The organism is Streptomyces sp. NPDC037126, from assembly GCF_055605965.1.
Genome location: NZ_JBVJTD010000010.1, coordinates 139450 through 164584 on the forward strand (window position 1 = coordinate 139450; position 25135 = coordinate 164584).

Consider the following 25135-nt stretch of genomic DNA (forward strand, 5'->3'; position numbering starts at 1 on the left):
GGCCTTGGTTCTGTTCACTGGCACCAGGAAAACGGGCCGGAGACTGTACGGAGTCGACGGCTCGCTTTCCTTGGTGTCCTTCGTAAGGTCGCTACATGACCGTTTTGGAAGAGACGACGGGTGAGCCGACCGGCGAGCCGACGGACGCGCGCGGGCGGGTCGCCGAGCTGCACGAGATTCGTGCGCACGCCGTGGCGGGCCCCAGCGAGAAGGCGACCGCGGCGCAGCACGCCAAGGGCAAGCTGACGGCCCGGGAGCGGATCGAGCTGCTCCTGGACCCGGGTTCCTTCCAGGAGGTCGAGCAGCTGCGCCGGCACCGGGCGACCGGCTTCGGTCTGGAGGCCAAGAAGCCGTACACCGACGGTGTCATCACCGGCTGGGGCCAGGTCGAGGGCCGTACGGTCTTCGTCTACGCCCATGACTTCCGGATCTTCGGAGGCGCGCTGGGCGAGGCCCACGCCACCAAGATCCACAAGATCATGGACATGGCCATCGCGGCCGGCGCGCCCCTGGTCTCCCTGAACGACGGCGCGGGCGCTCGCATCCAGGAGGGCGTCAGCGCCCTCGCGGGCTACGGTGGCATCTTCCAGCGCAACACGAAGGCCTCGGGTGTCATCCCGCAGATCTCCGTGATGCTGGGCCCGTGCGCGGGCGGCGCGGCCTACAGCCCCGCCCTGACGGACTTCGTGTTCATGGTCCGCGAGACCTCGCAGATGTTCATCACCGGCCCGGACGTGGTCAAGGCGGTGACGGGCGAGGAGATCACCCAGAACGGGCTCGGCGGCGCCGACGTCCACGCGGAGACCTCCGGCGTCTGCCACTTCGCGTACGACGACGAGGAGACCTGCATCGCGGAGGTGCGCTACCTCCTGTCGCTGCTCCCGCAGAACAACCGCGAGAACCCCCCGTCGGCGGACTCGTCCGACCCGGTGGACCGCCGCAGCGACGTCCTCCTCGACCTCGTCCCGGCCGACGGCAACCGGCCGTACGACATGACCAAGGTCATCGAGGAGATCGTCGACGACGGCGAGTACCTGGAGGTCCACGAGCGCTGGGCCCGCAACATCATCTGCGCCCTCGCCCGGCTGGACGGTCAGGTCGTGGGCATCATCGCCAACCAGCCGCAGGTGCTGGCGGGTGTCCTGGACATCGAGGCGAGCGAAAAAGCTGCGCGCTTTGTCCAGATGTGTGACGCTTTCAATATCCCGATCGTCACCTTCCTGGACGTGCCGGGGTTCCTCCCCGGTGTCGACCAGGAGCACGGCGGAATCATCCGTCACGGCGCGAAGCTGCTGTACGCCTACTGCAACGCGACCGTGCCGAGGATCTCGCTGATCCTGCGCAAGGCGTACGGAGGTGCCTACATCGTCATGGACAGCCAGTCCATCGGCGCGGACCTCACCTACGCCTGGCCGACGAACGAGATCGCCGTGATGGGTGCGGAAGGCGCCGCGAACGTCATCTTCCGCCGCCAGATCGCCGAGGCCGAGGACCCCGAGGCCATGCGTCAGAAGATGGTCAAGGAGTACAAGGCCGAGCTGATGCACCCCTACTACGCGGCCGAGCGCGGCCTGGTCGACGACGTCATCGCCCCGGCCGAGACCCGCGAGGTCCTGGTGAAGTCCCTGGCGATGCTGCAGACCAAGCACGCCGACCTCCCGTCCCGGAAGCACGGCAACCCCCCGCAGTAACCGAGCGGACCCGCCGCGGCAACCCCGCGGACCTCTCTCTCACGGAGACTGACACCCATGAGCAACGCTGACATCCGCGTCGAGAAGGGCCATGCCGAGCCCGAGGAGGTCGCCGCCATCACGGCCGTCCTCCTGGCCCGCGCCGCCGCCCAGCCGGCGTCTTCGGCCCCCACCCACCGAGGCCGTGCGAAGGCCGGCTGGCGTCGTCTGGAGCGCGAGGGCGGCTTCCGCGCCCCGCACAGCTGGCACGGCTAGTCCGCGCCGATTCCGCCGGTTCCCGAAGGGCCCCTCCACCACGGAGGGGCCCTTCGGCGTCGCGGCCGGACCCGCGTGGCCGCTCAGCCGGTGTGGAGGACCCGGAAGCGACCGGGGTCCGCCGGGTCCCCGTCGACGACCTGGACCGGCGCCCAGGCCCACTGCCGCACGCCGATGTCCGGCGTACGGGTGAACCGGATCCGCCCGCGGGTGCCCTCGACCGCGACATGCGGCCAGGCCCGGGCGATGCCCACCCGGTCCGCTCCCTGGGAGCGCAGCACGTCTGCGAGGACGGCGATCGTGTCGTAGCCCTCGAAGGCGACGAAGGAGGGCGCCTGGCCGAGCCGCTCACCGAGGGCCGTACGGACGCGTGCGCCGAGCGGGGTGAGGCGCTCGGGCAGGTAGCGCAGGAACGGGATCGCTGCGCCGTCGCCGCCCAGCAGCCCCGTCCACTCGGCGAACTCCGGCTGCCCGGCCGGAGCACCGATCAAGATGCCGGCGAGGCGCCGGTCGCCGCGGACGGACCTGACGACCGGCACCGCCGGCTCGGGGTGGCCGACGAGGAGGATGAGGGCCGTCGCGCGCTGGCCGGCGAGCGCGTCGCACACGGCGGTGGGGGTGAGCGCGCGCATGTCGAGTTCGCTGACCGTGCCACCGCGTGGCGCGAGGTGGTCCCGCAGGATGCGGGTCCCGGCCGCCCAGTAGACACTCGGCTCGGCCGCCACGGCGATGCGGCTGTGCCCGGCGCCGAGAAGGAAGTCCGCGTAGATCCCCCAGCCGTGGGACTGGGCCGGGGCGAGGCGCGCGACCCACTCGGTCGGCTGTTCGATGAGCGCGTCGAGAACCGCCGACGAGCAGAGGAACGGCAGGCCCAGGGCGTCGGCCCTGGCGGCGGCCGCACGAGCCACCACGCTGTGGTACTCACCCGCCAGGGCGGCCACGCCGAGGCCGGCCAGTTCGTCGACGGCCGCCTCCGCCCTCCGCGGATCGGCCGCGGTGTCCCGGACCACCAGTTCGAGTGGCCTGCCGGCGATCCCGCCGGCGTCGTTGACCTCGCCGGCGGCCAGTTCGAGTCCGGCGAGCAGATGCCGGCCGGCCTCGGCCCAGCCGGGCCGGGTCAGCGGAACGAGGGCACCGATCCGCACGGACGACATGCCGGACATCGCCTCCACCATCCTCACCGGCGGGTCACCGGTACGAAAAATCCCCGCGCCCCAGGAGGGACGCGGGGAACTGCGCGAGTGGCTACCGCAGGCGGGCCATCAGGGCGTGCTCGACCAGCGTGATGAGCGCCGACTTGGCGTCGGCCCGGTGGCGGGCGTCGGTCGTGATGATCGGGGTGTCGGGCCCGATCTGCAGCGCCTCGCGTACCTCGTCGGGGTTGTACGGCTGGTTGCCGTCGAAGCCGTTGAGGGCGATGACGAACGGCAGGCCGCTGTTCTCGAAGTAGTCGACCGCCGGGAAGCAGTCGGCCAGGCGCCGGGTGTCGACCAGCACGATCGCGCCGATGGCGCCGCGCACCAGGTCGTCCCACATGAACCAGAAGCGGTCCTGGCCGGGCGTGCCGAACAGGTACAGGATCAGGTCCTGGTCGAGGGTGATGCGGCCGAAGTCCATGGCCACCGTGGTGGTGGTCTTGTCCCCGGTGTGGGTGAGGTCGTCGATCCCGGCCGACGCGGACGTCATGACGGCCTCGGTGCGCAGCGGGTTGATCTCCGAGACGGCACCGACGAACGTGGTCTTACCCACGCCGAAGCCGCCCGCCACCACGATCTTCGCGGAGGTGGTGGAGCGGGAAGGACCGCCGCTAGAGCTTGCGAAGTCCACTGAGCACCCTTTCGAGCAGTGTCACGTCTGGCTGGCCACCGGCGTTCTCGTCGCCGCCGGGCTGATGGATGGCGACCAGGCCCGCCTCCGCCAAGTCGGCGACGAGAATCCTGGCCACGCCGAGGGGGATCGTCAGCAGGGCCGAGATCTCGGCCACCGATTTGATCTCCCGGCACAGGTTGCAGATCCGCTGATGCTCGGGCAGCTGGCCCTGCATCTGGTGCGGAGCGGCGGTGGTGTGCACCAGTGCCTCGATGGCGAGCTGGTAGCGCGGGCGGGTCCGGCCGCCGGTCATGGCGTACGGACGCACCAGGGGGTTGTTCGATGCGGTCGCGGGCGCCGGCTCGGGGCGGCGCTGCGGCTGCACCGGCTGGATGCGGGGGGCCGGCGGCTGGTCGTACGGAGAGGGACCGGGACCCTGCGGCGCGTACGGCTGCCGGTGGCTGGGGGCGGAGGGGAAGTTGTACCGGTTCGCCGAACCGTCGCCCTGGCCCTGGGCAGGGCCGTACGACCAGTTACCCGAATGCGAACCGCCTGGGGGTGTTGCCACTTTCTCCTCCTCCGACTGTGCCGGGCACCCATCCGTGTGGAGCCGCGTCCCGAAACCTTACGGCCCCGGGACACGAATACGCACCGTCCGATTACTAGTTGAGAAGGCTTCCCTGGAGCTCCGCACGGAGATCCGGGGTCAGGACCGTGCCCGCTCGGTCCACCAGAAGGGCCATCTCGTACCCGATGAGGCCGATGTCCGCCTCCGGGTGGGCCAGAACTGCGAGGGAAGACCCGTCGGAGACGGACATGATGAAGAGAAATCCCCTCTCCATCTCCACAACCGTCTGGTTCACGCTGCCGCCCTCGAAGATGCGCGAGGCACCGGCGGTCAGCGAGGTCAGGCCGGATGCGACGGCCGCGAGCTGGTCGGCGCGGTCGCGGGGGAAGCCTTCGGACATCGCCAGAAGGAGTCCGTCGGCGGAGACCACCACCGTGTGGGACACCCCCGGGGTGTTGTCCACGAAGTTGGTGATCAACCAGTTCAGGTTCTGTGCCGCCTGGCTCATCGGGCTCACACTAACGCTCCTGGTTGTAGGTGCTGTCAGGACCGAAGCCCTGGCCGTTCGTTTCACTGCCTGCGTTGCGTCCGCGCTGGACGCCTCGACGCAGGTTGCTCAGCCTGCCCCGGACGTCCTCCGGGGCGCGGGAGACCTGGGGGCCTCCCTGGGGGGTGGTTTCCGCCGCGCCCTCGACCAGGTTGGCCTTGGGCACCCGCCGCGGCAGGCCCGAGGCGGTGACCCCGCCTGCCTTCGGCTTCCGGAGCTGGGCGGCCTGCTGCCAGCGCTCGTCGTTCGCCGAACGCCAGTCGTCGCCGTTGCTCCCGGGCGCGTTCCCCGGTGCGGGAGCCGGCGCTTCCTGCTGCACGCGTGCCGTGCCGTTCGCACCACCGGTGCCCTGGGAACCGTTCGCGGTGGAACCGCGGCGGGGCAGCCCGGCGTCGGTCAGCGCGTGTGGGGCGGGAGAAGCCGTTCCCGGACGGTCGAAGCCTACGCGGTTGTGCTCACTCGCGTCAGCGGCCCGTGTGGATTCCGTTTCCGGAGCGTAATGAGCCGGGTAGCCGTTCTGGTAGCCGTTCGCCGGCTGCCAGTCGTCCTGGTAGGACGGGCTCTGCGCGGGCTCCGCGTACGCGGGATCCGGGTAACCGGCGTTGGGGGAGAAGCCGTCGTTCTGCGGCAGCTCGCCACCCTGCGGGTAGTACTGCTCCTCGTACGGCTTCTCGTACGGCGCCGAGTGCGTCTCGGAGTAGGTCTCCTGGTACGGCTCCTGGTACGCGGCCTGCGGCTGCTCCTCGTACGAGGTCTCCTCGTACGGCTGCCGAGGCTGCTCCGGGTAGCCCGTGGACTGCCGGTCGAAGACCGGGTCCGCGTAGCCGGCGGTCTCCGCGCCCTCGTGCTGCGGCTCGGCGGGCTGGCCGTTGCTCTGGGCCTCCAGGGCGGCGCGCCGCCCCTCGCGCATCAGCGAGCGGCCGACCGGGTCGAGCCCGCGGATGTCGTCGGGGACCTCCGTGTACTGGCTGTCGTCGAAGCCGAGTTCGGCGGCGGTGCGCATCGGCTGCACCTGGTGGAAGCTCTCACCCTGGAACTGCTGCTCCGGGATGATCTGCGAGACCGTGAACTCGTCGCGGTCCAGCGGCGTCTCGCCGCCACCGCCGTGCGTGATCGCGTCCGGCAGCATGACCAGGGAGGTCGTGCCGGCCTGCTCGCCGGAGGGGCGCAGCTGGACGCGGATGCCGTGCCGGTCGGACAGCCGGCCGACCACGAACAGGCCCATGCGCTGGGAGATCGCGGCGTCCACGGTCGGCGGGTTGGCCAGCTTGTGGTTGATGTCCGCGAAGTCCTCGGCGGTCAGGCCGATGCCCTTGTCGTGGATCTCGATCATGACGCGGCCGTCGGGGAGTCGGGTCGCGGTGACCCGGACCTTGGTCTGCGGGGAGGAGAACGTGGTGGCGTTCTCCAGCAGCTCGGCCAGCAGGTGCACGAGGTCGGTGACGGCGCGGCCGTGGATCTCGGCCTCCGGTACGCCCGACAGCTCGATGCGCTCGTACTGCTCCACCTCGGAGGAGGCGGCGCGCAGGACGTCGACCAGCGGGACCGGCTGGTCCCAGCGGCGGCCGGGCTCCTCGCCGGCGAGAACGAGGAGGTTCTCGCCGTTGCGGCGCATACGGGTGGCCAGGTGGTCCAGCTTGAAGAGGTTCTCCAGCTGGTCCGGGTCGGCCTCGTTGTTCTCCAGGTCGGTGATCAGGGTCAGCTGGCCCTCGATCAGCGACTGGTTGCGGCGCGACAGGTTGGTGAAGATCGCGTTGATGTTGCCACGGAGCAGGGCCTGCTCGGAGGCGAGCCGCACCGCCTCGCGGTGGACCTGGTCGAACGCGCGGGCGACCTCGCCGATCTCGTCCTTGCTGTGGATCGGGATCGGGGCGACCCGGGTGTCGACCCGGCCGGGGTCGGTGCGGGAGAGCTGGTCGACCAGCATCGGCAGCCGCTGCTCGGCGATGCCGAAGGCGGCGTTGCGCAGCTGGCGCATCGAGCGGCTCATCTGGCGGGCCACCAGACCGGCCAGGAGGAACGCGGCGAGCAGGGCGATGACGACCACGGCACCGGTGATGAAGGCGGAGGTCTTGGCGTCGTCGGCGATGCCGGAGGCCTCGTTCACCGCCTTGTCGGCCATGTCCGACTCGATCTTGCGGTAGGCCTTGTACTTCAGCGTGTTGACCGCCCACCAGTTGTCGGCGGTGATGCCGGTGGTGGCGAGCTCCTCACGGGTGAGGGTGCTCGTGTCCTTCAGCGTGGCCAGCGCCGAGACCATCGTGTTCGGGTTGGACGGCGGCGGAACGTAGTTCGGGTGCTCCTGCTTGGTCTGCGCGGCAGCGGCGGCACCGTCCGTCTTGATCTTCTTCTGCGCGTCGGCGAGCTTCTGCGCGTCGGCCTCGGTGCCACCGCCCAGGTACTCCTCCAGGGCGATGCGCTCCAGGTAGGCGTACGAGGAGAGGGAGACCCGCTGGGTCGCGAGGTTCGGGGCGTCCGGGCCGGGCTTGACCAGGAGGTGCATGCCGATCGACCGCTCCAGCGACAGCGCCGCCTTGGTCAGCGAGATCGCGTAGACGGTACGGCCGTAGGAGGTGATGTTGCCGGTGCCCAGACCGAGCTCGTTGGCGAACTCCATCAGGGGGTGGGCGACGGTGACGTAGCCCTCCTCCGTCTGCACGCCGGTCAGCCTGGAGGTGTACGCGAGCTGCCGCAGCTGCACCAGCTTCGGCTCGTCCTCGCGGAACAGCTTCAGCCGGCGCTCCAGGCCCGACTTGTGCGGCATGTTCTGCGCGGCCTGGTCGAAGGCGTTGGCGGCGTCGTCGGTGTTCTTGCGGGCCGCGTCGATGACCGCCTTGGAACCGGCGTCCTTCTTGTTCAGCAGCAGCGGTTTCGCGGTGACGTCGCGCTCGTTCTCCAGAGCGTCCGCGTAGCCCAGGGCGGCACGCACCAGGCGGGCGGTGTTCTCGGCGTCACGGGCCTGCTGCCAGGTGTCGATGGAACTCTTCACCTGGAACCCGCCCATGACGAGACCGACCATCACGGGTATCAGCAGGATCGCGTTCAGACGGGTGGGCACCCGCCAGTTCCGCGGGGAGAAGCGGCCGCCGCTCGGTGCGGGAGTGGCCACCGGCTCCGAACCGGGCACAGGGGTGGGCGCCGCAGCGCGCGGCGGCGGGGTGAAGTTGCCCCGCGCCGACGGCTCGGGACCGTTCTTGCTTCGCCTCACTCGACCAACAACCTCTCGGCGGTCGGCACCTTCGTCGTGCCGCAGTCTCTCAGAGCCCGGTTCGTCAACGACCACTGAGTACGTCTTTGACCATTGGGCAGTTCAGGCATTCCAGCACGTGGACCAGCGCACTTCCAAACAGTGGAAACCTTGTGACGGCACCGTTGTAAGCCGTAGATAAAACGGTCATAAAGAGCGAGCCCCGCCAAAAGGCGGGGCTTTTGTGAGCACAGCGGCACCGCACGACCGCGTCGCGTGGTGATACCCGGCGATTCCTCTGCCGAACTGTTATGAACACCGGAGCCGACCGTGTCAAAGGCCACAGTCGGCTCCGAACCCCTTACGGCAACTGCCGTACGGCACGTCGTATTTGAGTGCTACCTCAGCCGCGCCATCAGGGCGTGCTCCACCAGCGTGATCAGCGCGCTCTTGGCGTCGGCCCGGTGGCGGGCGTCGGTCGTGATGATCGGGGCGTCGGGCCCGATCTGCAGCGCCTCGCGCACCTCGTCGGGGTTGTACGGCTGGTGACCGTCGAAGCCGTTGAGGGCGATGACGAACGGCAGGCCGCTGTTCTCGAAGTAGTCGACCGCCGGGAAGCAGTCGGCCAGGCGCCGGGTGTCCACGAGCACCACCGCGCCGATGGCGCCGCGCACCAGGTCGTCCCACATGAACCAGAAGCGGTCCTGGCCGGGCGTGCCGAACAGGTACAGGATCAGGTCCTGGTCGAGGGTGATGCGGCCGAAGTCCATGGCCACCGTGGTGGTGGTCTTGTCCCCGGTGTGGGTGAGGTCGTCGATCCCGGCCGACGCCGACGTCATGACGGCCTCGGTACGCAGCGGGTTGATCTCCGAGACGGCACCGACGAACGTGGTCTTGCCCACGCCGAAGCCGCCCGCCACCACGATCTTCGCCGAGGTGGTGGCCCGGCCCGCGTCAGAGCTTGCGAAGTCCACTGAGCACCCTTTCGAGCAGCGTCACGTCCGGTGCGCCGCCGTTGTTCTCGTCGCCACCCGGCTGGTGGATGGCGACCAGGCCGGCCTCGGCGAGGTCGGCCACCAGGATCCGGGCCACCCCGAGCGGCATGGCCAGCAGCGCGGAGACCTCCGCGACCGACTTGACCTCCCGGCACAGGTGGCAGATGCGCTGGTGCTCAGGGAGCAGTCCCATGAGCGCTGCCGGATCGGCCGTCGTGCTGATCAGGGCCTCTATCGCGAGCTGGTACCGCGGCCGGGTCCGGCCGCCGGTCATCGCGTACGGCCGTACCAGCGGCTGGTCGCCCTCGTCCCCGTACGGCTCCGCGTACGGATCATGATGGGCGGTGGGCGGGGTCATGAATCCTCCGGGCGGGACAGCAAGTCGGTCAGTCAAGCCGTCTGACGGGGCCGGTGGGGGGATTGTGGCGGCCGGACGGTGGTTTGGTGAGGTGGGTGGTGCCGGGGCCGGTCAGTGGAGCAGACTGCCTTGGAGTTCGGCGCGCAGGTCAGGTGTGAGGACCGCCCCTGCGCGGTCGACGAGCAGTGCCATCTCGTAGCCGACGAGACCGATGTCGCACTCCGGGTGGGCCAGGACCGCGAGGGACGACCCGTCCGAGACCGACATCAGGAAGAGGAACCCGCGCTCCATCTCGACGACCGTCTGCGCCACGCTGCCGCCCTCGAAGATCCGGGAAGCCCCGGCCGTCAGAGAGGTCAGACCGGACGCGACGGCCGCCAGCTGGTCGGCGCGGTCTCGCGGGAAGCCTTCGGACATCGCCAGCAGAAGGCCGTCGGCGGAGACCACCACGGTGTGGGACACCCCGGGGGTGTTGTCCACGAAGTTGGTGATCAACCAGTTCAGGTTCTGTGCCGCCTGGCTCATCGGACTCAACTAACGCTCCTGCTGGTGAGTGGGGCTCGGGAAGCTGCCGGTCTGGCCGCTGCCGGCCTGACGGCCCTGAGCGATGCCCCGACGAAGATTGGTCAGCCGTCCGCGTACGTCGTCAGGCGCACGCGAGACCTGCGGACCGGCTTGGTGCTGTTGCTGCTGCGCCGTGCCCGGAACGAGGTTCGCCCGAGGGACCCGACGCGGCAGGCCGGAGGTGGTGACCCCGCCGGCGGCGGGCTGGCGGACTCGCTCGGCCTGCCGGACGAGTTCGTCGTTCGGCGAGGTACGCCACGAGCCTGTGGGGGAGGCGGCACGCTGCGGAGCCTGCGGCTGCTGCTGAGGCTGCTGCGGGGCGGGCCGGGTCTCCTGCTGCTGCTGACCGCCACCGTGGAACCAGTTGGTCTCCAGTGTGTCGTACAGCGGGGTACGGCCGTCACCCGGGCCGCTGGCCGGCGGCAGCGCCTCCGGCTCCTGGCGGACCGGACGCTGGGCCGGCGGGCGCGGGGCACCGAAGTCCTCACGGGCGGCCGGCTGGGGCCGCTCGAACTGACCGGTGTGCGCCGGGTTCTGCCGGCCGGGCAGTGCGTGCTGCCCCGTGGAGCCGGCGTCGAAGCCGGTGTCGTACGCCTGCGGAGCCGCGAACTGGCCCGTGTTCTGGGCGCTGTCGTCCTGCCGCCCGGGCGCCGGGGTGCCGAAGATGTCGGAGCGGACGAACGACCCCATGCCCTGCTGGCCGCCGGAGCGGTCGAACGCGCCCGGCGCCTGCGCCGGGTCGGGCTGGGCGAACTGCCCGGTCTGCTGCGGGTCTTCGGGCTGCGCGTACTGGCCGCCGCCGTGCCGGCCCGCGCCGGGAAGCTGGTACTGACCGGTCTGCTGGGCGTCGGGACGGGCGAACTGGCCCGTGTCCTGGGCGCCGTTGATCCCGTTCAGCTCCGGGCGCGGGAACTCGCCCGTGGCGGACGGGCCGTGCGCGTCGATCCGGGGCATCTCCGCGGTCGCGCCCGGCCCCTGCCGGTCGTCCACCCGCGGCATGCGCGCGGTGCCCGACGGGTCCTGCTCGTCGTGGCCGCGCGGGGTGTCCAGCGAGGCACGTGACAGCGGGGCCTGGTTGTCGCTCCAGCCCGAGGTGCGCTGCTGCTGGTCGCCGCCGGGCAGCTCGGCCCGCGCGCCGCCGCGCGGCGGCAGCTGGGGCTGGCGTCCCTGCTCGGCGGGGCGCTGCGGACCGCGGCCGCCGAAGGCGTCCTGCTGCGGACCGCCCTGGTTCGCGGCCTGCAGACCTCCCGGCGCGGCCGGCGCCTGCGAGCCGAACCCGGCCGCGGGGCGCTGCGGGGCACCGGGACCGCCCTGCGGTCCACGCGCGCCACCCGGACGGCCCGCCTGGCCCGCGCCGGGCAGCGCGGCCCGGGGACCCTGGCCGGCGCCCACCTGGCCGCGCGTACCGGGGCCGGCACCGAGCAGGCCACCGCCCGCCGGGGCGGCGCCGAGGGCACCGCCCTGGCCGTTGCCGCCGTTCGCGCGCCGGGCCGCGGCCACACCGGCGGCGGCCTGCGCGGCGGCGGGGCCACCGCCGACACCGGGCGCGCCCGGCTTGCCCGGAGCGGGCTTCTTGCCGCCCTGGGCCACGTCCACGGGCAGCATGACCAGCGCGGTCGTACCGCCGGAGTCGGAGGGGCGCAGCTGGATGCGGATGCCGTGCCGCTGCGACAGACGACCGACCACGAAGAGGCCCATGCGCCGGGAGACGGAGACGTCCACGGTGGGCGGGGAGGCCAGCCGCTCGTTGATCGCCGCGAGGTCCTCGGGGGAGAGGCCGATACCGGTGTCGTGGATCTCGATCAGCACGCGGCCGTCGGGCAGCGCGTGACCGGTGACCTTGACCTTGGTCTGCGGGGAGGAGAACGAGGTGGCGTTCTCGAGCAGCTCGGCGAGCAGGTGCACGAGGTCGTTGACGACCCGGCCGGCGACCTGCGTCGTCGGCACGGCGGCCAGTTCGATGCGCTCGTACTGCTCCACCTCGGACGCGGCGGCGCGGAGCACGTCGACCAGCGGGACCGGGCGGGTCCAGCGGCGGCCGGGCTCTTCACCGGCGAGGACGAGGAGGTTCTCACCGTTACGGCGCATACGGGTGGCGAGGTGGTCGAGCTTGAACAGCGAGGACAGCTGGTCCGGGTCGGCCTCGCGGGACTCCAGCTCGGAGATCAGCGACAGCTGGCGCTGGATCAGACCCTGGGAGCGGCGCGAGAGGTTGGTGAACATCGCGTTGACGTTGCCCCGCAGCAGGGCCTGCTCGGCGGCGAGGCGGACCGCCTCGCGGTGCACGTCGTCGAAGGCCGCGGCCACCTGGCCGATCTCGTCCCGGGAGTGCACACCGACCGACTCCACGGACGTGTCGACGTCCTGCGGGTCGGACTCGGACAGCTGCTTGACCAGCTCGGGCAGGCGGTCCTGGGCGACCTTGGTCGCGGTCTCCTGCAGCCGGCGCAGCGAGCGGATCATGGACCGGGCCACGACGAACGCGCCGACCAGCGACACACCGAGCACGAGCAGGATCAGCGCACCGGAGATGATGGCGTCCTGCTGGGTGGCGCTCTTCAGCTCGCGCGCCTTCTGCTCCATGTCCTCGAGCAGCGTGTGCTCGATCTTCTTCATCTGCTCGATCTTGGTCGAGCTGTCGTCCACCCAGTCGCGGTAGGACCGCGGCGGCAGGTCGGCGAGGCCGCCGCGCTGCTCGAAGGCACGCTTGGCGTAGGTGTCCGCCGACTGGATCGTCGGGTTGCCCTCGTCGATCGGCTTGAGGAGTTCCTCGGCGTTCTCGTTGGCGTAGATCTTGCGGAAGATCGCGAGCTCGGAGTTCTCGCTCTGGTACGCCGAGTCGCCGTAGAGGCGGTCGTTCTCGGAGAGGCTGCCCTTGGTCGTGTTCGTCGAGGGCAGCGCGGCCGCGATCGTGGCGCGCTGGATGGAGGCGTACTCCTTGGCGGTGGAGAACGCCGCCAGGGCGCGGGTGCGGGAGATCATCTCCGGGTTGCTGGACGCCTCGGCCATGTCCTGGGACAGGTCGATCAGCTGCGTGATGAGCCGGTGGTACGACTCGATCGTCTGGGTCGAGTTGCCCTGCGACGCGTAGGCGCCCTGGCGGATCTTGGCCAGGTCGTCCAGCTGGTTGGCGAGACCGACGAGCGCGTCGCGCACGCCCTGCAGCTGGCCGTTCTTGCTGGCCTGGTCGATCTGCTCGGAGGCGTCGAGGAAGTTGGTGCGCGCCCGGTCGGTCTTCTGCTCGTAGCCCTTGACCGTGTAGTCGTTCACGCTCAGGCCGTGCGAGAGGGGACCGGCGGACTGGTCGCGCTCCTCCTGGAGCGCGGCAGCCAGCTCGGTGGCCTGCTTGGTCATGTCCGTCAGCAGCTTCATGTTGTCGAGCTGCTGGATGTCGTTCATGTTGTCGTTGATGCGCAGCGCGCCCAGCGAGGTGGCCGCGACCACCGGCAGCGCGAGCAGCGACACCAGGCGCGTGGAGATGCGCCAGTTGCGCAGGGCCATGCGCGAACCGGTGCTGGTCGGGCCCTGCGCCGACTTCACGGCCGGCGTGGGGGTCGCCGAGTTCGCGGGTCCCGCGGCTGCCGACGAGACCGACGATGCCTGCGCGCCGGGGCGTCCGCCGCGCTCACCGCCGTCTCCGGACGGGGCCGGGCCCGGGTTCTGGGCGTGCTGGGGCGAGGAGCTGCCCTTCATGGGGCCAGTCCCGTCGTGCGACTCCGGCTCCGCCGAAGCGCTGCCATCCCTCTTGAAACGTCCCTGCACTAGCGTCGCAACCTCTGGACCAGGCGCCCCTCCGCGCGAACGGAGGGACACGGTGTCGGCGTTGTGGGGAGCGCCCTGAATACGCCCCCCGGGTGGTCTTGAGTGACCGGCGCAGGTTCCCCCCTATCCGGCCGCCACTCGGCGCTGCGTTGCGCCCCCTGCGCGCCGGCTCGATCCCGCGGCGGTCCGTGGAATTCCAGCACAGTGCAGGATCTCCAACAAGGGCCGTGTCCCGAGCTGTGACCTAGGTGACGGGCCGTGAGCGCCGGATTACCTGCCGTGGAAGCTGATCCCGGTCATAACGGACGTTTCCCGGCGAGTTCCCGGCCGGTGTCACGTGTCCCAGTCGCCATGATCAGGAGCGGAATGATGGCTTCAGGGGTCCAATGTCCGTTTCGATGGGGCGGGTTGTCAGCCGGAATTGACCGGTTTGCGCCACGAGCCGTGAGCAAACTCACATGAACATCGAGGCTGGTTGGCGAGTTCGGCAGGGAATCAGATGTTTAGCCTGGCGCTTTACATGAGGGACGTATCTGTCAGCCCGCCGACACACGACTAGGACCAGTAAAACCGTGAAGACGACGATGATGTTCCGCAACATAGCCAACCCGCGCCGCACGACCCTCGCGCACCTGGAGGACGCCGGCGATCTGCAGACGCCCGCGCTGCCGGAACAGTCCGTCGAGCTTCCCGCCCAGACGGCCAACCCCAGGCGCACCATCCTGGTCGACGTCCCCGAGGGCGTGACGGTCGCGGCGGGCCGGTAGCCCACGGTCCCGCGGAGTGCGGCCGGGAGGATCACGACGACCCTCCCGGCCGCACTCGTCTTTTACCGGTACGGCCCATTCACGCGAGCGTGTTTTCCCCGGCCGCCTTTGCCGGCCGCCCAGAATGACCGTGGCTTTTTCCACCGCCGGGCCCCACACCCGCCCTGACCTGCGGGCATGCCTCCGGGGGCGAATTCGGCCCCCTCTGATTCCGGCACCGGAAAACACCTGCCCGGCTGCCGTCCCGGCCGAACACCGGGCCGCCCGACCGGTTAACCTGGGGCGTCAGTACGCCGGTTCTAGTTGAGGGGCGCAAGGATCCCGTGCGCATCGCCAGGTTCTCCATCGACGGGAACGTAGCCTTCGGCGCGGTCGAGGGCGACAAGCAGGACGAACTCGTCCTCGACATCATCAAGGGCATCCCCTTCGCGGACCACGAGCTGTCCGGGACGAAGGTGCCGCTGAGCAAGGTCAGGCTGCTCCCCCCGGTCCTCCCCAACAAGGTCGTGGCGTTCGGCCGCAACTACGCCGAGCACGCGCGTGAGCTGGGCAACGAGGTGCCCGACGCCCCGTTCGCCTTCTTCAAGCCGTCCACCTCGGTGATCGGCTCCGGCGACGGCATCCAGTACCCGCCGTTCTCCGAGGAACTGCACCACGAGGCCGAGCTGGCCGTGGTCATCGGCCGCATGTGCCGCGAGGTCCCGCGTGACCGCGTCAAGGACGTGATCTTCGGCTACACCTGCGCCAACGACGTCACCGCCCGCGACGTGCAGCGCCGCGAGAAGCAGTGGGCGCGGGCCAAGGGCTTCGACACCTCCTGCCCGCTGGGCCCCTGGGTGGAGACGGACCTCGACCTCGACCGGGCGAACGACCTGACCGTCCAGCTCACCGTCAACGGCGAGCAGCGCCAGCTGGGCCGCACGAGCGAGATGATCCACCCCATCGAGGACCTGATCGTCAACATCTCCGAGGCCATGACCCTGCTCCCCGGCGACGTCATCCTCACCGGCACCCCCGCGGGGGTCGGCCCCCTGCACGTCGGCGACGAGGTCGCCGTCACCATCGAAGGCATCGGCACTCTCACCAACAAGGTTGTCAAGCGTGGCTAGCGCATCCGGCTCCCCCGTACGCGTCCGTTTCTGCCCCTCGCCCACCGGTAACCCCCACGTGGGCCTGGTCCGCACCGCCCTGTTCAACTGGGCGTTCGCCCGGCACCACCAGGGCACCCTGGTCTTCCGCATCGAGGACACCGACGCCGCCCGCGACTCCGAGGAGTCGTACGACCAGCTGCTCGACGCGATGCGCTGGCTCGGCTTCGACTGGGACGAGGGCCCCGAGGTCGGCGGCCCGCACGCGCCGTACCGGCAGTCGCAGCGCATGGACCTCTACAAGGAGGTCGCCCAGAAGCTGCTCGACGCCGGTCACGCGTACCACTGCTACTGCTCCCAGGAGGAGCTGGACACCCGCCGCGAGGCCGCCCGCGCCGAGGGCAGGCCGTCCGGCTACGACGGCCACTGCCGCGAGCTGAGCGCCGAGCAGGTCGCGGAGTACCAGGCCCAGGGCCGCGCCCCGATCGTGCGCTTCCGGATGCCGGACGAGACGATCACCTTCACCGACCTGGTCCGCGGCGAGCTGACCTTCACCCCGGAGAACGTGCCGGACTACGGCATCGTCCGCGCGAACGGCGCCCCGCTGTACACGCTGGTCAACCCGGTCGACGACGCCCTGATGGAGATCACCCACGTCCTGCGCGGCGAGGACCTGCTCTCCTCCACCCCGCGTCAGATCGCGCTCTACAAGGCGCTGACCGAGCTGGGCATCGCCAAGCGGACCCCGGCCTTCGGCCACCTGCCGTACGTGATGGGCGAGGGCAACAAGAAGCTCTCCAAGCGCGACCCGGAGTCGTCCCTCAACCTCTACCGCGACCGCGGCTTCCTCCCCGAGGGCCTGCTCAACTACCTCTCGTTGCTCGGCTGGTCGCTCTCGGCCGACCAGGACATCTTCACGATCGACGAGATGGTCGCGGCCTTCGACATCTCCGACGTGAACCCCAACCCGGCGCGCTTCGACCTGAAGAAGTGCGAGGCGATCAACGCCGACCACATCCGCATGCTGGACGTGAAGGAGTTCACCGAGCGCTGCCGCCCGTGGCTGAAGGCCCCGTTCGCCCCGTGGGCGCCGGAGGCCTTCGACGAGGCCAAGTGGGAGGCGATCGCCCCGCACGCCCAGACCCGGCTGAAGGTCCTCTCCGAGATCACCGACAACGTCGACTTCCTGTTCCTGGCGGAGCCGGCCACCGACGAGGCCTCGTGGGCCAAGGCGATGAAGGAGGGCTCCGACGCCCTGCTCCGCACCGCCCGCGAGAAGCTGGAGTCCGCCGACTGGACCTCCGCCGAGTCCCTGAAGGAGGCCGTCCTGGCCGCCGGTGAGGCCCACGGCCTCAAGCTCGGCAAGGCCCAGGCCCCGGTGCGCGTCGCCGTCACCGGCCGCACCGTCGGCCTGCCGCTCTTCGAGTCCCTGCAGGTCCTGGGCAAGGAGAAGACCCTGGCCCGCATCGACGCGGCTCTCGCGCGACTGGGCGCGTAACCGGCACGTCCCCGAAGGGGCGGCACCCGGAACCTCGGGTGCCGCCCCTTCGGCGCCCCCGGGGCGCACACACTCCGTGTGACATCGCTCACCCACCGCGACCGGGGGTGCGCCGCCGTTCCCCGGACGGGCCCGGCGCCCGGGGGTTACCGTCGGACCGTGAGCATCAAAGCCGTGGTCTGGGACGTGGACGACACCCTCTTCGACTACACCTCCGCCGACCGGGAGGGCATGCGGGCCCACCTGGTGGCCGAAGGGCTGCTCGCCGGCTACCGCACCCCGGAGGAGGCCCTCGCGCGCTGGCGGCGGACCACCGAGCAGCAGTGGGCGCGGTACGCGGCGGGGGAGTGCTCCTTCCTGGGCCAGCGGCGCGACCGCGTCCGGGTGTTCCTCGGCACGGAACTGACCGACGCCGAGGCCGACGCCTGGTTCCGGCGCTACCTCCGGCACTACGAGGCGGCCTGGGGCCTCTTCCCGGACGTCCTGCCCGTCCTGGAGGCCCTTTCCGCCAGCCACCGGCAGGCGGTGCTGTCGAACTCCAGCATCACCGTCCAGGAGCACAAACTGCGCACCCTCGGTGTGCTCGACCGCTTCGAAAGCGTGCTGTGCGCCGCCGAGCTGGGCGTGTCGAAGCCGCAGGCCGGCGCGTTCCTCGCGGCCTGCGAGGCGCTGGGCCTGCCGCCGCACGAAGTGGCGTACGTCGGCGACCACCCGGAGATCGACGGCCGGGGCGCCGCCGAGGCCGGACTGCTGTCCGTGTGGATCGACCGGGGGGCGGCCTACGCGCAGGCCGCGGGAGAGGTCGTGGCGCACCGGATCGGCACCCTCGCCGAACTCCCCGCGCTAGTCCGCGCGCATACCCGTTTTGGAGCCCCGTCCACCTTCGGGTAATGTTCTTCCTGCGCCGAGGGAAGCGGGCCGGAAGGCCGGAACCCCGAGGCGCACGCTAGAACGAGAACCCCGCAGGGGCTTGAGTTCCAGTGGCCTATGGTGTAATTGGCAGCACGACTGATTCTGGTTCAGTTAGTCTTGGTTCGAGTCCAGGTAGGCCAGCTCGCAGAGCTTATCTGCAAAGCCCCCGTTGTGTAGCGGCCTAGCACGCTGCCCTCTCAAGGCAGTAGCGCCGGTTCGAATCCGGTCGGGGGTACTGATCCTGATCATGTCGGGATCGCTAGGGCCCCCGTTGTGTAGCGGCCTAGCACGCCGCCCTCTCAAGGCGGTAGCGCCGGTTCGAATCCGGTCGGGGGTACTGTCTGGTCTAAACCATCATTGGTCTATGGTGTAATTGGCAGCACGACTGATTCTGGTTCAGTTAGTCTTGGTTCGAGTCCAGGTAGACCAGCTCGGATCTGCGGAAACGTAAGATCCTCGCCCCCGTTGTGTAGCGGCCTAGCACGCCGCCCTCTCAAGGCGGTAGCGCCGGTTCGAATCCGGTCGGGGGTACGTCGTTCGAAGGCCCTCCACCTCGGTGGAGGGCCTTCGGCGTTACTCGAAGCCGTAGCGCCGCGCCGACTCCTCCTCCTGGGCGAGCCGGTGCAGCGCCCGGAGCATCGGCTCCACCAGCACCGCGCCGAGCACCGCGGTCTCCGCCTTCTCGGCCTCCGACGGGTGCGTCTCCACCACGTCCAGGTCGAGCTTCGCCACCTCGTGCATCAACCTCGCGTACGAGGCGAGGAGTTCGGTGCTCCAGTCGTGGCCGAGCCGGCGCAGCGCGGCCACCGACACCACCAGGGAGCGGTAGGCGGGGGAGAGGGACGTCAGCCGCCCGGCGTTCGACCAGCCCAGGGCCCGCAGGAGTTCGTCCGCCTCCTGGTGCGCCGCCCGCACGAACGCGTCGTCCTCGTCCGGCTCCGGCACCTGCGGCAGCGCCCACAGGGCCGCGCCCAGCCGGACGGTGCGGCCCAGGGACTCGTCGTCCACGTGCCCCAGCACCTCCCGGACCGTCGCCACCGGCAGCCGGCCGACCTGGATCATCGAGCGCACCAGCCGCAGCCGGCGCAGGTGTTCCTCGTCGTACTCGGCCGTGGTGGTGTTGAGCCGGCGGCCCGGCGGCAACAGCCCCTCGCGCAGGTAGTACTTGATCGTCGCGGTGGCCACACCGCTGCGTCTGCTCAGCTCGGCTAGCCGCATCCCTTGCGCTCCTTCTTGGACACCGGCACTATCCAAGCATGCGTTGATTGGATAGCGCCGCTCACCGATGAGGAGAGTCCCGATGCCGAGTCCGATCGTCCCTGGCCGCACCACCGCCGACGCCGAGGGCGAGGTGGTGGTCCTGCTGATCGGCATGCGCGTCAACCGCTTCCGGGCCGTGCACGTGTGGCTGCCCGTGATGCTGGCGATGCTCCGCATGCTGCGGGAACTGGAGAGAGACCCCGCGCGGGGCCTGCGCGGCCGCGTCCTGCTGACGGCGTCGCCGCGCACGTACTACGTCGTGCAGTACTGGGAGTCCAAGGAGAAGCTCTACGCCTACGCCTCCGCGCCCGACGCCCTCCACCACAGGTTCTGGGCGCTGTTCAACCGGAAGGAGCGGTCCGGGAAGTCGCGCGGGCGGGTCGGCATCTGGCACGAGGCGTACGTCGTGCCGGAGGGGTCGTACGAGGCGATCTACGCGGACATGCCGGCGTTCGGGCTCGCGGGCGCGCACGGGCAGGTGCCGCTGGAGCGGCGGGGCCGGTACGCCCGGGACCGGTTCGCGCACCGGTCGGCGCGGACGGCGGCGGAGCGGACCGGCTGAGGGGGAACGAGGGCTCGGGGGAGCGAGGAGGGCCTGCCGCGGCGTTGGGGAGGGCCCTCCTCGGCGTGGTCGCGGCGCGGTTCAGCCCGAGCGGCGCAGGGCCTCGGAAAGGCGGCCGGCGGCGTCGATGACCGCCTGGGCGTGCATACGGCCCGGGTGGCGCGTCAGGCGCTCGATCGGGCCCGACACCGACACGGCGGCCACCACGCGGTTGGAGGGGCCGCGCACGGGCGCCGAGACGGACGCGACGCCCGGCTCGCGCTCGCCGATGGACTGGGCCCAGCCGCGCCGCCGCACGCCGGACAGCGCCGTGGCCGTGAAGCGCGCGCCCTGCAGGCCCCGGTGCAGGCGCTCGGGCTCCTCCCAGGCCATCAGGATCTGCGCCGAGGAGCCGGCCTTCATGGTCAGCGTGGAGCCGACCGGGACCGTGTCCCGCAGGCCGGACAGGCGTTCCGCCGCTGCCACACAGATGCGCATGTCACCCTGGCGCCGGTAGAGCTGTGCACTCTCGCCGGTGACATCGCGGAGGTGGGTGAGCACGGGGCCCGCCGTCGCGAGCAGGCGGTCCTCGCCGGCCGCCGCCGCGAGCTCCGCGAGGCGCGGGCCGAGGATGAAACGGCCCTGCATGTCGCGTGCCACCATGCGGTGGTGTTCCAAGGCCACGGCCAGGCGGTGAGCCGTGGGTCGTGCCAGTCCGGTGGCCCCGACCAGACCCGCGAGGGTGGCCGGACCGGACTCCAGAGCGCTCAGGACGAGGGCCGCCTTGTCCAGAACGCCGACGCCGCTACTGTTGTCCATGCAACGATATTCACGTCTCACTCTGTGAAACGCAAGTTCAATTTTCGCTGGAACGCGCCACCCTGGAATCACACAGCGGCCCGTGGACCACAAGGGCCTGGCGGCGGACGCCCGAAAACACCGGGGCGCGGGCGCCGCCTCCTCAAGATCTCTAGTTGGGCCGGTGCACGTCTTGCCGGCCGGAGGGAAAGCGATGGGTAGGACACTCGCGGAGAAGGTCTGGGACGACCACGTCGTCCGGCGCGCCGAGGGCGAGCCCGACCTCCTCTACATCGATCTGCACCTGCTGCACGAGGTGACCAGCCCGCAGGCCTTCGACGGGCTGCGCCAGAACGGCCGCCAGGTGCGCCGCCTCGACCTCACCATCGCGACCGAGGACCACAACACCCCGACCCTCGACATCGACAAGCCCATCGCCGACCCGGTCTCCCGTGCCCAGCTGGAGACGCTGCGCAAGAACTGCGCCGAGTTCGGCGTGCGTCTGCACCCGCTCGGCGACGTCGAGCAGGGCGTCGTCCATGTCGTGGGCCCGCAGCTGGGCCTGACCCAGCCGGGCACCACGGTGGTCTGCGGCGACTCGCACACCTCCACGCACGGCGCCTTCGGCGCGCTGGCGTTCGGCATCGGCACCTCGCAGGTCGAGCACGTGCTGGCCACCCAGACGCTGCCGCTGGCCCGCCCGAAGACCATGGCGATCACCGTCGAGGGTGAGCTGCCCGAGGGCGTCACCGCCAAGGACCTGATCCTGGCGATCATCGCGAGGATCGGCACGGGCGGCGGCCAAGGCTACATCCTGGAGTACCGCGGCCCCGCCGTCGAGAAGCTCTCGATGGAGGCCCGGATGACCATCTGCAACATGTCGATCGAGGCCGGCGCCCGCGCGGGAATGATCGCCCCGGACGAGACGACCTTCGAGTACCTCAAGGGCCGCCCGCACGCCCCCGAGGGCGCCGACTGGGACGCCGCCGTCGAGTACTGGAAGACCCTGCGGACCGACGAGGACGCGGTCTTCGACGCCGAGGTCGTCATCGACGCCGACGCGCTGTCCCCGTTCGTCACCTGGGGCACCAACCCCGGCCAGGGCGCGCCGCTTTCGGCGTCCGTCCCCGACCCGGCTTCGTACGAAGACGCTTCGGAGCGCCTCGCCGCCGAAAAGGCCCTGGAGTACATGGGGTTGGCGGCCGGGCAGCCGCTGCGCTCCATCGACGTGGACACCGTCTTCGTAGGCTCCTGCACCAACGGCCGCATCGAGGACCTGCGCGCCGCCGCGGACCTGCTGCGGGGCCGCAAAGTCGCCGACGGCGTACGGATGCTGGTCGTCCCGGGCTCCGCACGGGTCGGTCTGCAGGCCGTCTCCGAGGGCCTGGACGTGGTCTTCAAGGAGGCCGGCGCCGAATGGCGGCACGCGGGCTGCTCGATGTGCCTCGGCATGAACCCCGACCAGCTGGCCCCGGGTGAGCGCTCCGCGTCCACCTCCAACCGCAACTTCGAGGGCCGGCAGGGCAAGGGCGGACGTACGCACCTGGTGTCGCCGCAGGTCGCGGCCGCCACCGCCGTCCTGGGCCACCTGGCCTCCCCGGCCGACCTGACCGACGACCGTACGCCCGCTGGAGTCTGAGAACCATGGAAGCCTTCACCACCCACACCGGCCGGGCGGTGCCGCTGCGCCGCAGCAACGTCGACACCGACCAGATCATCCCTGCTCACTGGCTCAAGAAGGTGACCCGGGACGGCTTCGAGGACGGGCTGTTCGAGGCCTGGCGCAAGGACCCCGCCTTCGTCCTCAACCGCCCCGAGCGGCAGGGCGCCACGGTCCTGGTCGCCGGCCCCGACTTCGGCACCGGCTCCTCCCGCGAGCACGCCGTCTGGGCGCTGCAGAACTACGGCTTCAAGGCCGTGATCTCCTCCCGCTTCGCCGACATCTTCCGGGGCAACTCGCTGAAGAACGGCCTGCTCACCGTGGTCCTGGACCAGAAGATCGTGGACGCGCTGTGGGAGCTGGTCGAGAAGGACGCGACTGCTGAGGTCACTGTTGACCTTGAGGCGCGTGAGGTGCGCGCCGAGGGCATCACCGCCTCCTTCGAGCTGGACGAGAACTCCCGCTGGCGGCTGCTGAACGGCCTGGACGACATCTCCCTCACGCTCCGGGACGAGGGCGACATCGCCGCGTACGAGGCCGGGCGGCCCGCGTACAAGCCGCAGACCCTCAAGGCCTGACCCGGACCCCCTGAGCGGGTCGGGTTTCGGCCACCCCAACACCCCCCTCCGTACCCCCGATCACCACGATCGGGGGTACAGCCATGTCTGCACCCGAACGGAGCTGCGCATCCCCTGCGCGGCGGACAACTTCCCACGTTAACAAGGCGGTTGGCAGGGTACGTGAGTGCTGTGATCGTCTCCTTGGCAAGTGCCTGGAAGGCCATTCGAGGCGGCAGTTGCCCCCTGCGGGGGCGACAACTCGCCCCAGATGGCACAATCTGTGCATGGACCACGACGGCCAACTCCAGCTCTATACGGCGGTCGCGAGCCAGCTCAAGGAAGCGCACGCAAGAGTGCGCGCACTGCAAGTCCCGGAGGGCGTACGGATGGCGCTGACCCGGAAGCTGCTGGTCATTACGGCCGCGGCCAAGCACGATCTCGCCGGTGCGGCAAGGCGGCTCGAGCGGTTCACGGCGGACCTCGACGAGGGTCGGATCCCCGACGAGGACTCCTGAACGGCCCGATACAACCGAATCCGTTGCGGCACAAGGGTGATAAGCCCGTTTCGTGTTTGATTTGCGGTATATATCTGCCTAACGTGCGAAAAAGCTTGAACACTTTCGTTCTGGCGATGTCTCCGAAGGGGAAGACGTGAACAAGGCGCAGCTCGTAGAAGCGATTGCCGACAAGATGGGTGGCCGCCAGCAGGCCGCCGAGGCTGTCGATCATGTCCTGGACGCCATCGTCCGCGCGGTCGTCGCGGGTGAGCGGGTCTCGGTCACCGGCTTCGGCTCCTTCGAGAAGGTGGACCGCCCCGCCCGCTACGCCCGCAACCCCCAGACGGGCGAGCGGGTTCGGGTCAAGAAGACCTCGGTGCCGCGCTTCCGCGCCGGCCAGGGCTTCAAGGACCTGGTGAGCGGCTCCAAGAAGCTCCCGCGAGGCGGCGAGGTCTCCGTGAAGAAGGCGCCCAAGGGCAGCCTGACCGGCGCCGCTTCCGCGACGGTCAAGAAGGCCGCGGCGAAGAAGACCACCAAGGCGGCCGCGAAGAAGGTCACCGCCAAGAAGGCGACGCCGGCGAAGAAGACCACGGCCGCCGCGAAGAAGACCGCCGCGAAGAAGGCGCCCGCCAAGAAGACCACGGCGACCGCCAAGGCCACGACGACGAAGGCCGCGGCGAAGAAGACCACGGCCAAGAAGGCCCCGGCGAAGAAGGTCACCGCCAAGAAGGCCCCGGCCAAGAAGTCGTCGGCCCGCAAGACCACCGCCAAGAAGGCCACCGCCCGCAAGGCGTCGTAAGGCCACCGACCAGGGCACTCACGCGCCGGGCCGGACTCCCCTGGGGAGCCCGGCCCGCGGCGTGTGTAAGGGCAGTTACAGGGTTTGAAGGGTTACGAGGGTGATCCGCTGGGCCTCGCCCGCGCCCTCCGTCTCGATCCGCACCCGCTGCCCGGGCCGCAGCAGCAGCAACGAGCCCCGGTCGAACGCCGCCGCGTCGAAGGGCAGGGGCGTGCCGTCGTCTAGAAGTACCTGGCCGCTGCGGGTGTCTGGGTCGTAGGTGTACGCGGTCGCCTGCATGACGGTCAGCCTAGTGCCCCGCCCGCGCCCCTCAGCGGGCCTCCGGGTCCGGAATCAGCAACCCCGCCGACACCTTCGCCGTGTGTGGCCCCACCCCGAGCGCCAGCGCCGCGCGCAGGTCGTCACCGGTGTCCACGTCCTGCCGTACCGAATCGACATCCGCGAGCCCGAGTTCCGCCGCTCCCGAGGCCCGGTGCCGGGAACGGGATTCGACGCCGAACGCGGGCCGCAAATCCCGGTTGGGAGCGGCGGCCAGCAAAGTCGTGCCGAGCCCCGCCGCGTCGGCGAGAAATGCCCGGGGGAATTCCGCCGCCGCGGCCAGTACGCGGTCGAGTTCCGCCGGCCGCAGCGCGGGCAGATCGGCGTTCAGGGCCGCCACCGGCGCGCTGGGGCGCATTTCCCGTACGGCGCCGGCGCCGTGCTCCAGGGCGGCGTTCAGGCCCCGTGCCGGGGCGTCCGGGACGATCCGCGCGCCCAGCGCCGCCAGTTCCCGGGCGGCCAGGCCGTCGTCCGTGACGACCGCCACATCCGCCACCGCGGTACACGCCAGCGCGGCGGCCACCGTGTCCTGGGCGAACGCGAGGGCCAGTCCAGGGCGCACCCCGTCGGCGGCCGTGTCCGCGAGCCTGCTCTTGGCCCGTGCCAGGGGCTTCAGGGGGATGACCAACGTCCACTGCACCGGCGTACCGCCCCTCTCTTGTCGCGCTCATTGTCACCCGTGGCAGCCGACGCCGCGGGTG

At 70.6% G+C, this 25135-nt stretch carries 24 protein-coding genes and 5 tRNA genes; 16 read left to right on the forward strand and 13 right to left on the reverse strand.

The window, feature by feature from the left end:
- Positions 1–95 precede the first annotated feature (95 nt).
- A complete protein-coding gene (locus tag ACZ7FF_RS22730) occupies positions 96–1691 on the forward strand; it encodes an acyl-CoA carboxylase subunit beta (protein WP_470814082.1) in 1596 nt (531 codons plus the stop codon).
- Positions 1692–1748: 57 nt separating this feature from the next.
- Complete coding sequence (locus ACZ7FF_RS22735; RefSeq protein WP_470814083.1) at positions 1749–1946, forward strand: acyl-CoA carboxylase subunit epsilon; 198 nt, start codon at positions 1749–1751, stop codon at positions 1944–1946.
- Between the two features lie 83 nt (positions 1947–2029).
- Here the strand turns inward: ACZ7FF_RS22735 and ACZ7FF_RS22740 are convergent, their stop codons facing one another.
- From ACZ7FF_RS22740 to ACZ7FF_RS22780, 9 genes are all read right to left on the reverse strand, one after another.
- Positions 2030–3109, reverse strand: a complete 1080-nt coding sequence (locus ACZ7FF_RS22740; protein WP_470814084.1) for an ABC transporter substrate-binding protein — start codon at positions 3107–3109, stop codon at positions 2030–2032.
- A gap of 82 nt (positions 3110–3191) precedes the next feature.
- Entirely contained in the window at positions 3192–3773 is a 582-nt protein-coding gene (locus ACZ7FF_RS22745) for a GTP-binding protein (protein ID WP_026248371.1), read from the reverse strand.
- Positions 3754–4323, reverse strand: coding sequence for a DUF742 domain-containing protein (locus ACZ7FF_RS22750; RefSeq protein WP_470814085.1), 570 nt, complete (start codon positions 4321–4323; stop codon positions 3754–3756). Before ACZ7FF_RS22750 ends, ACZ7FF_RS22745 begins: the two co-directional genes overlap by 20 nt.
- 94 nt (positions 4324–4417) lie before the next feature.
- A complete protein-coding gene (locus tag ACZ7FF_RS22755; RefSeq protein ID WP_005479603.1) occupies positions 4418–4831 on the reverse strand; it encodes a roadblock/LC7 domain-containing protein in 414 nt (137 codons plus the stop codon).
- A 10-nt stretch (positions 4832–4841) separates the two neighbouring features.
- Positions 4842–8078: a sensor histidine kinase gene (locus ACZ7FF_RS22760; protein WP_470814086.1), complete on the reverse strand. Its 3237-nt coding sequence runs from the start codon at positions 8076–8078 to the stop codon at positions 4842–4844.
- Between the two features lie 377 nt (positions 8079–8455).
- On the reverse strand, positions 8456–9031 hold the full coding sequence (locus tag ACZ7FF_RS22765; RefSeq protein ID WP_470814087.1) for a GTP-binding protein: 576 nt from the start codon (positions 9029–9031) through the stop codon (positions 8456–8458).
- Complete coding sequence (locus tag ACZ7FF_RS22770; protein ID WP_009190816.1) at positions 9012–9410, reverse strand: DUF742 domain-containing protein; 399 nt, start codon at positions 9408–9410, stop codon at positions 9012–9014. The genes ACZ7FF_RS22765 and ACZ7FF_RS22770 overlap by 20 nt, the downstream gene beginning before the upstream one ends.
- A 111-nt stretch (positions 9411–9521) precedes the next feature.
- Complete coding sequence (locus tag ACZ7FF_RS22775) at positions 9522–9935, reverse strand: roadblock/LC7 domain-containing protein (protein ID WP_003993189.1); 414 nt, start codon at positions 9933–9935, stop codon at positions 9522–9524.
- A 9-nt stretch (positions 9936–9944) separates the two neighbouring features.
- Complete coding sequence (locus tag ACZ7FF_RS22780; protein ID WP_470814088.1) at positions 9945–13736, reverse strand: sensor histidine kinase; 3792 nt, start codon at positions 13734–13736, stop codon at positions 9945–9947.
- A 572-nt stretch (positions 13737–14308) separates the two neighbouring features.
- Here ACZ7FF_RS22780 and ACZ7FF_RS22785 point away from each other — a divergent pair.
- From ACZ7FF_RS22785 to ACZ7FF_RS22825, 9 genes are all read left to right on the forward strand, one after another.
- A complete protein-coding gene (locus tag ACZ7FF_RS22785; RefSeq protein ID WP_470814089.1) occupies positions 14309–14503 on the forward strand; it encodes a hypothetical protein in 195 nt (64 codons plus the stop codon).
- Between the two features lie 323 nt (positions 14504–14826).
- Positions 14827–15612 (forward strand): fumarylacetoacetate hydrolase family protein, encoded by a 786-nt coding sequence (locus tag ACZ7FF_RS22790; protein ID WP_470814090.1) that lies wholly within the window; start codon positions 14827–14829, stop codon positions 15610–15612.
- A complete protein-coding gene (gene gltX / locus ACZ7FF_RS22795) occupies positions 15605–17089 on the forward strand; it encodes a glutamate--tRNA ligase (protein WP_470814091.1) in 1485 nt (494 codons plus the stop codon). The genes ACZ7FF_RS22790 and gltX overlap by 8 nt, the downstream gene beginning before the upstream one ends.
- Before the next feature lie 159 nt (positions 17090–17248).
- Positions 17249–17980 carry an HAD family hydrolase gene (locus ACZ7FF_RS22800; RefSeq protein WP_470814092.1) on the forward strand — a complete coding sequence of 244 codons (732 nt, stop codon included), beginning with the start codon at positions 17249–17251 and terminating at the stop codon, positions 17978–17980.
- A 90-nt stretch (positions 17981–18070) separates the two neighbouring features.
- Positions 18071–18142, forward strand: a tRNA-Gln gene (locus tag ACZ7FF_RS22805).
- A 21-nt stretch (positions 18143–18163) separates the two neighbouring features.
- Positions 18164–18236: transfer RNA gene (locus ACZ7FF_RS22810), tRNA-Glu, on the forward strand.
- Positions 18237–18265: 29 nt separating this feature from the next.
- Positions 18266–18338: transfer RNA gene (locus ACZ7FF_RS22815), tRNA-Glu, on the forward strand.
- Between the two features lie 21 nt (positions 18339–18359).
- Positions 18360–18431, forward strand: a tRNA-Gln gene (locus ACZ7FF_RS22820).
- Between the two features lie 28 nt (positions 18432–18459).
- Positions 18460–18532 (forward strand) — tRNA-Glu (locus ACZ7FF_RS22825).
- A gap of 42 nt (positions 18533–18574) precedes the next feature.
- Here ACZ7FF_RS22825 and ACZ7FF_RS22830 read toward each other — a convergent pair.
- Positions 18575–19219: a MerR family transcriptional regulator gene (locus tag ACZ7FF_RS22830; RefSeq protein ID WP_470814093.1), complete on the reverse strand. Its 645-nt coding sequence runs from the start codon at positions 19217–19219 to the stop codon at positions 18575–18577.
- Positions 19220–19301: 82 nt separating this feature from the next.
- On the opposite strand from ACZ7FF_RS22830, the gene ACZ7FF_RS22835 reads away from it, so the two are divergent.
- Entirely contained in the window at positions 19302–19823 is a 522-nt protein-coding gene (locus tag ACZ7FF_RS22835) for a DUF4188 domain-containing protein (RefSeq protein ID WP_470814094.1), read from the forward strand.
- 81 nt (positions 19824–19904) lie between these two features.
- On the opposite strand, the gene ndgR is transcribed toward ACZ7FF_RS22835, so the two are convergent.
- A complete protein-coding gene (gene ndgR / locus ACZ7FF_RS22840) occupies positions 19905–20621 on the reverse strand; it encodes an IclR family transcriptional regulator NdgR (protein ID WP_145883474.1) in 717 nt (238 codons plus the stop codon).
- Between the two features lie 193 nt (positions 20622–20814).
- Here ndgR and leuC point away from each other — a divergent pair, with 193 nt between their 5' ends.
- The 4 genes from leuC (at position 20815) to ACZ7FF_RS22860 (ending at position 24116) form a co-directional block, all read left to right on the forward strand.
- Entirely contained in the window at positions 20815–22239 is a 1425-nt protein-coding gene (gene leuC / locus ACZ7FF_RS22845) for a 3-isopropylmalate dehydratase large subunit (protein ID WP_470814095.1), read from the forward strand.
- A 5-nt stretch (positions 22240–22244) separates the two neighbouring features.
- Positions 22245–22838: a 3-isopropylmalate dehydratase small subunit gene (leuD, locus tag ACZ7FF_RS22850; protein ID WP_470814096.1), complete on the forward strand. Its 594-nt coding sequence runs from the start codon at positions 22245–22247 to the stop codon at positions 22836–22838.
- Between the two features lie 266 nt (positions 22839–23104).
- On the forward strand, positions 23105–23335 hold the full coding sequence (locus tag ACZ7FF_RS22855; protein ID WP_470814097.1) for an SCO5555 family protein: 231 nt from the start codon (positions 23105–23107) through the stop codon (positions 23333–23335).
- A gap of 136 nt (positions 23336–23471) precedes the next feature.
- Positions 23472–24116 (forward strand): HU family DNA-binding protein, encoded by a 645-nt coding sequence (locus ACZ7FF_RS22860; protein WP_470814098.1) that lies wholly within the window; start codon positions 23472–23474, stop codon positions 24114–24116.
- A 75-nt stretch (positions 24117–24191) separates the two neighbouring features.
- Here the strand turns inward: ACZ7FF_RS22860 and ACZ7FF_RS22865 are convergent, their stop codons facing one another.
- The gene (locus ACZ7FF_RS22865; RefSeq protein WP_470814099.1) at positions 24192–24395 is read right to left on the reverse strand and encodes a hypothetical protein; all 204 of its coding nucleotides are present in this window, start codon (positions 24393–24395) and stop codon (positions 24192–24194) included.
- Between the two features lie 31 nt (positions 24396–24426).
- Entirely contained in the window at positions 24427–25074 is a 648-nt protein-coding gene (gene cofC / locus ACZ7FF_RS22870; protein WP_470814100.1) for a 2-phospho-L-lactate guanylyltransferase, read from the reverse strand.
- Positions 25075–25135 lie beyond the last annotated feature (61 nt).

Bases quoted from the DNA above. Each gene is read 5' to 3' on its own strand.
- ACZ7FF_RS22730 (WP_470814082.1), top strand. From the start codon at position 96: ATGACCGTTTTGGAAGAGACGACGGGTGAGCCGACCGGCGAGCCGACG.
- ACZ7FF_RS22735 (WP_470814083.1), top strand. From the start codon at position 1,749: ATGAGCAACGCTGACATCCGCGTCGAGAAGGGCCATGCCGAGCCCGAG.
- ACZ7FF_RS22740 (WP_470814084.1), bottom strand. From the start codon at position 3,109: ATGTCCGGCATGTCGTCCGTGCGGATCGGTGCCCTCGTTCCGCTGACC.
- ACZ7FF_RS22755 (WP_005479603.1), bottom strand. From the start codon at position 4,831: ATGAGCCAGGCGGCACAGAACCTGAACTGGTTGATCACCAACTTCGTG.
- ACZ7FF_RS22770 (WP_009190816.1), bottom strand. From the start codon at position 9,410: ATGACCCCGCCCACCGCCCATCATGATCCGTACGCGGAGCCGTACGGG.
- ACZ7FF_RS22775 (WP_003993189.1), bottom strand. From the start codon at position 9,935: ATGAGCCAGGCGGCACAGAACCTGAACTGGTTGATCACCAACTTCGTG.
- ACZ7FF_RS22830 (WP_470814093.1), bottom strand. From the start codon at position 19,219: ATGCGGCTAGCCGAGCTGAGCAGACGCAGCGGTGTGGCCACCGCGACG.
- ACZ7FF_RS22835 (WP_470814094.1), top strand. From the start codon at position 19,302: ATGCCGAGTCCGATCGTCCCTGGCCGCACCACCGCCGACGCCGAGGGC.
- ndgR (WP_145883474.1), bottom strand. From the start codon at position 20,621: ATGGACAACAGTAGCGGCGTCGGCGTTCTGGACAAGGCGGCCCTCGTC.
- leuC (WP_470814095.1), top strand. From the start codon at position 20,815: ATGGGTAGGACACTCGCGGAGAAGGTCTGGGACGACCACGTCGTCCGG.
- leuD (WP_470814096.1), top strand. From the start codon at position 22,245: ATGGAAGCCTTCACCACCCACACCGGCCGGGCGGTGCCGCTGCGCCGC.
- ACZ7FF_RS22855 (WP_470814097.1), top strand. From the start codon at position 23,105: ATGGACCACGACGGCCAACTCCAGCTCTATACGGCGGTCGCGAGCCAG.
- ACZ7FF_RS22865 (WP_470814099.1), bottom strand. From the start codon at position 24,395: ATGCAGGCGACCGCGTACACCTACGACCCAGACACCCGCAGCGGCCAG.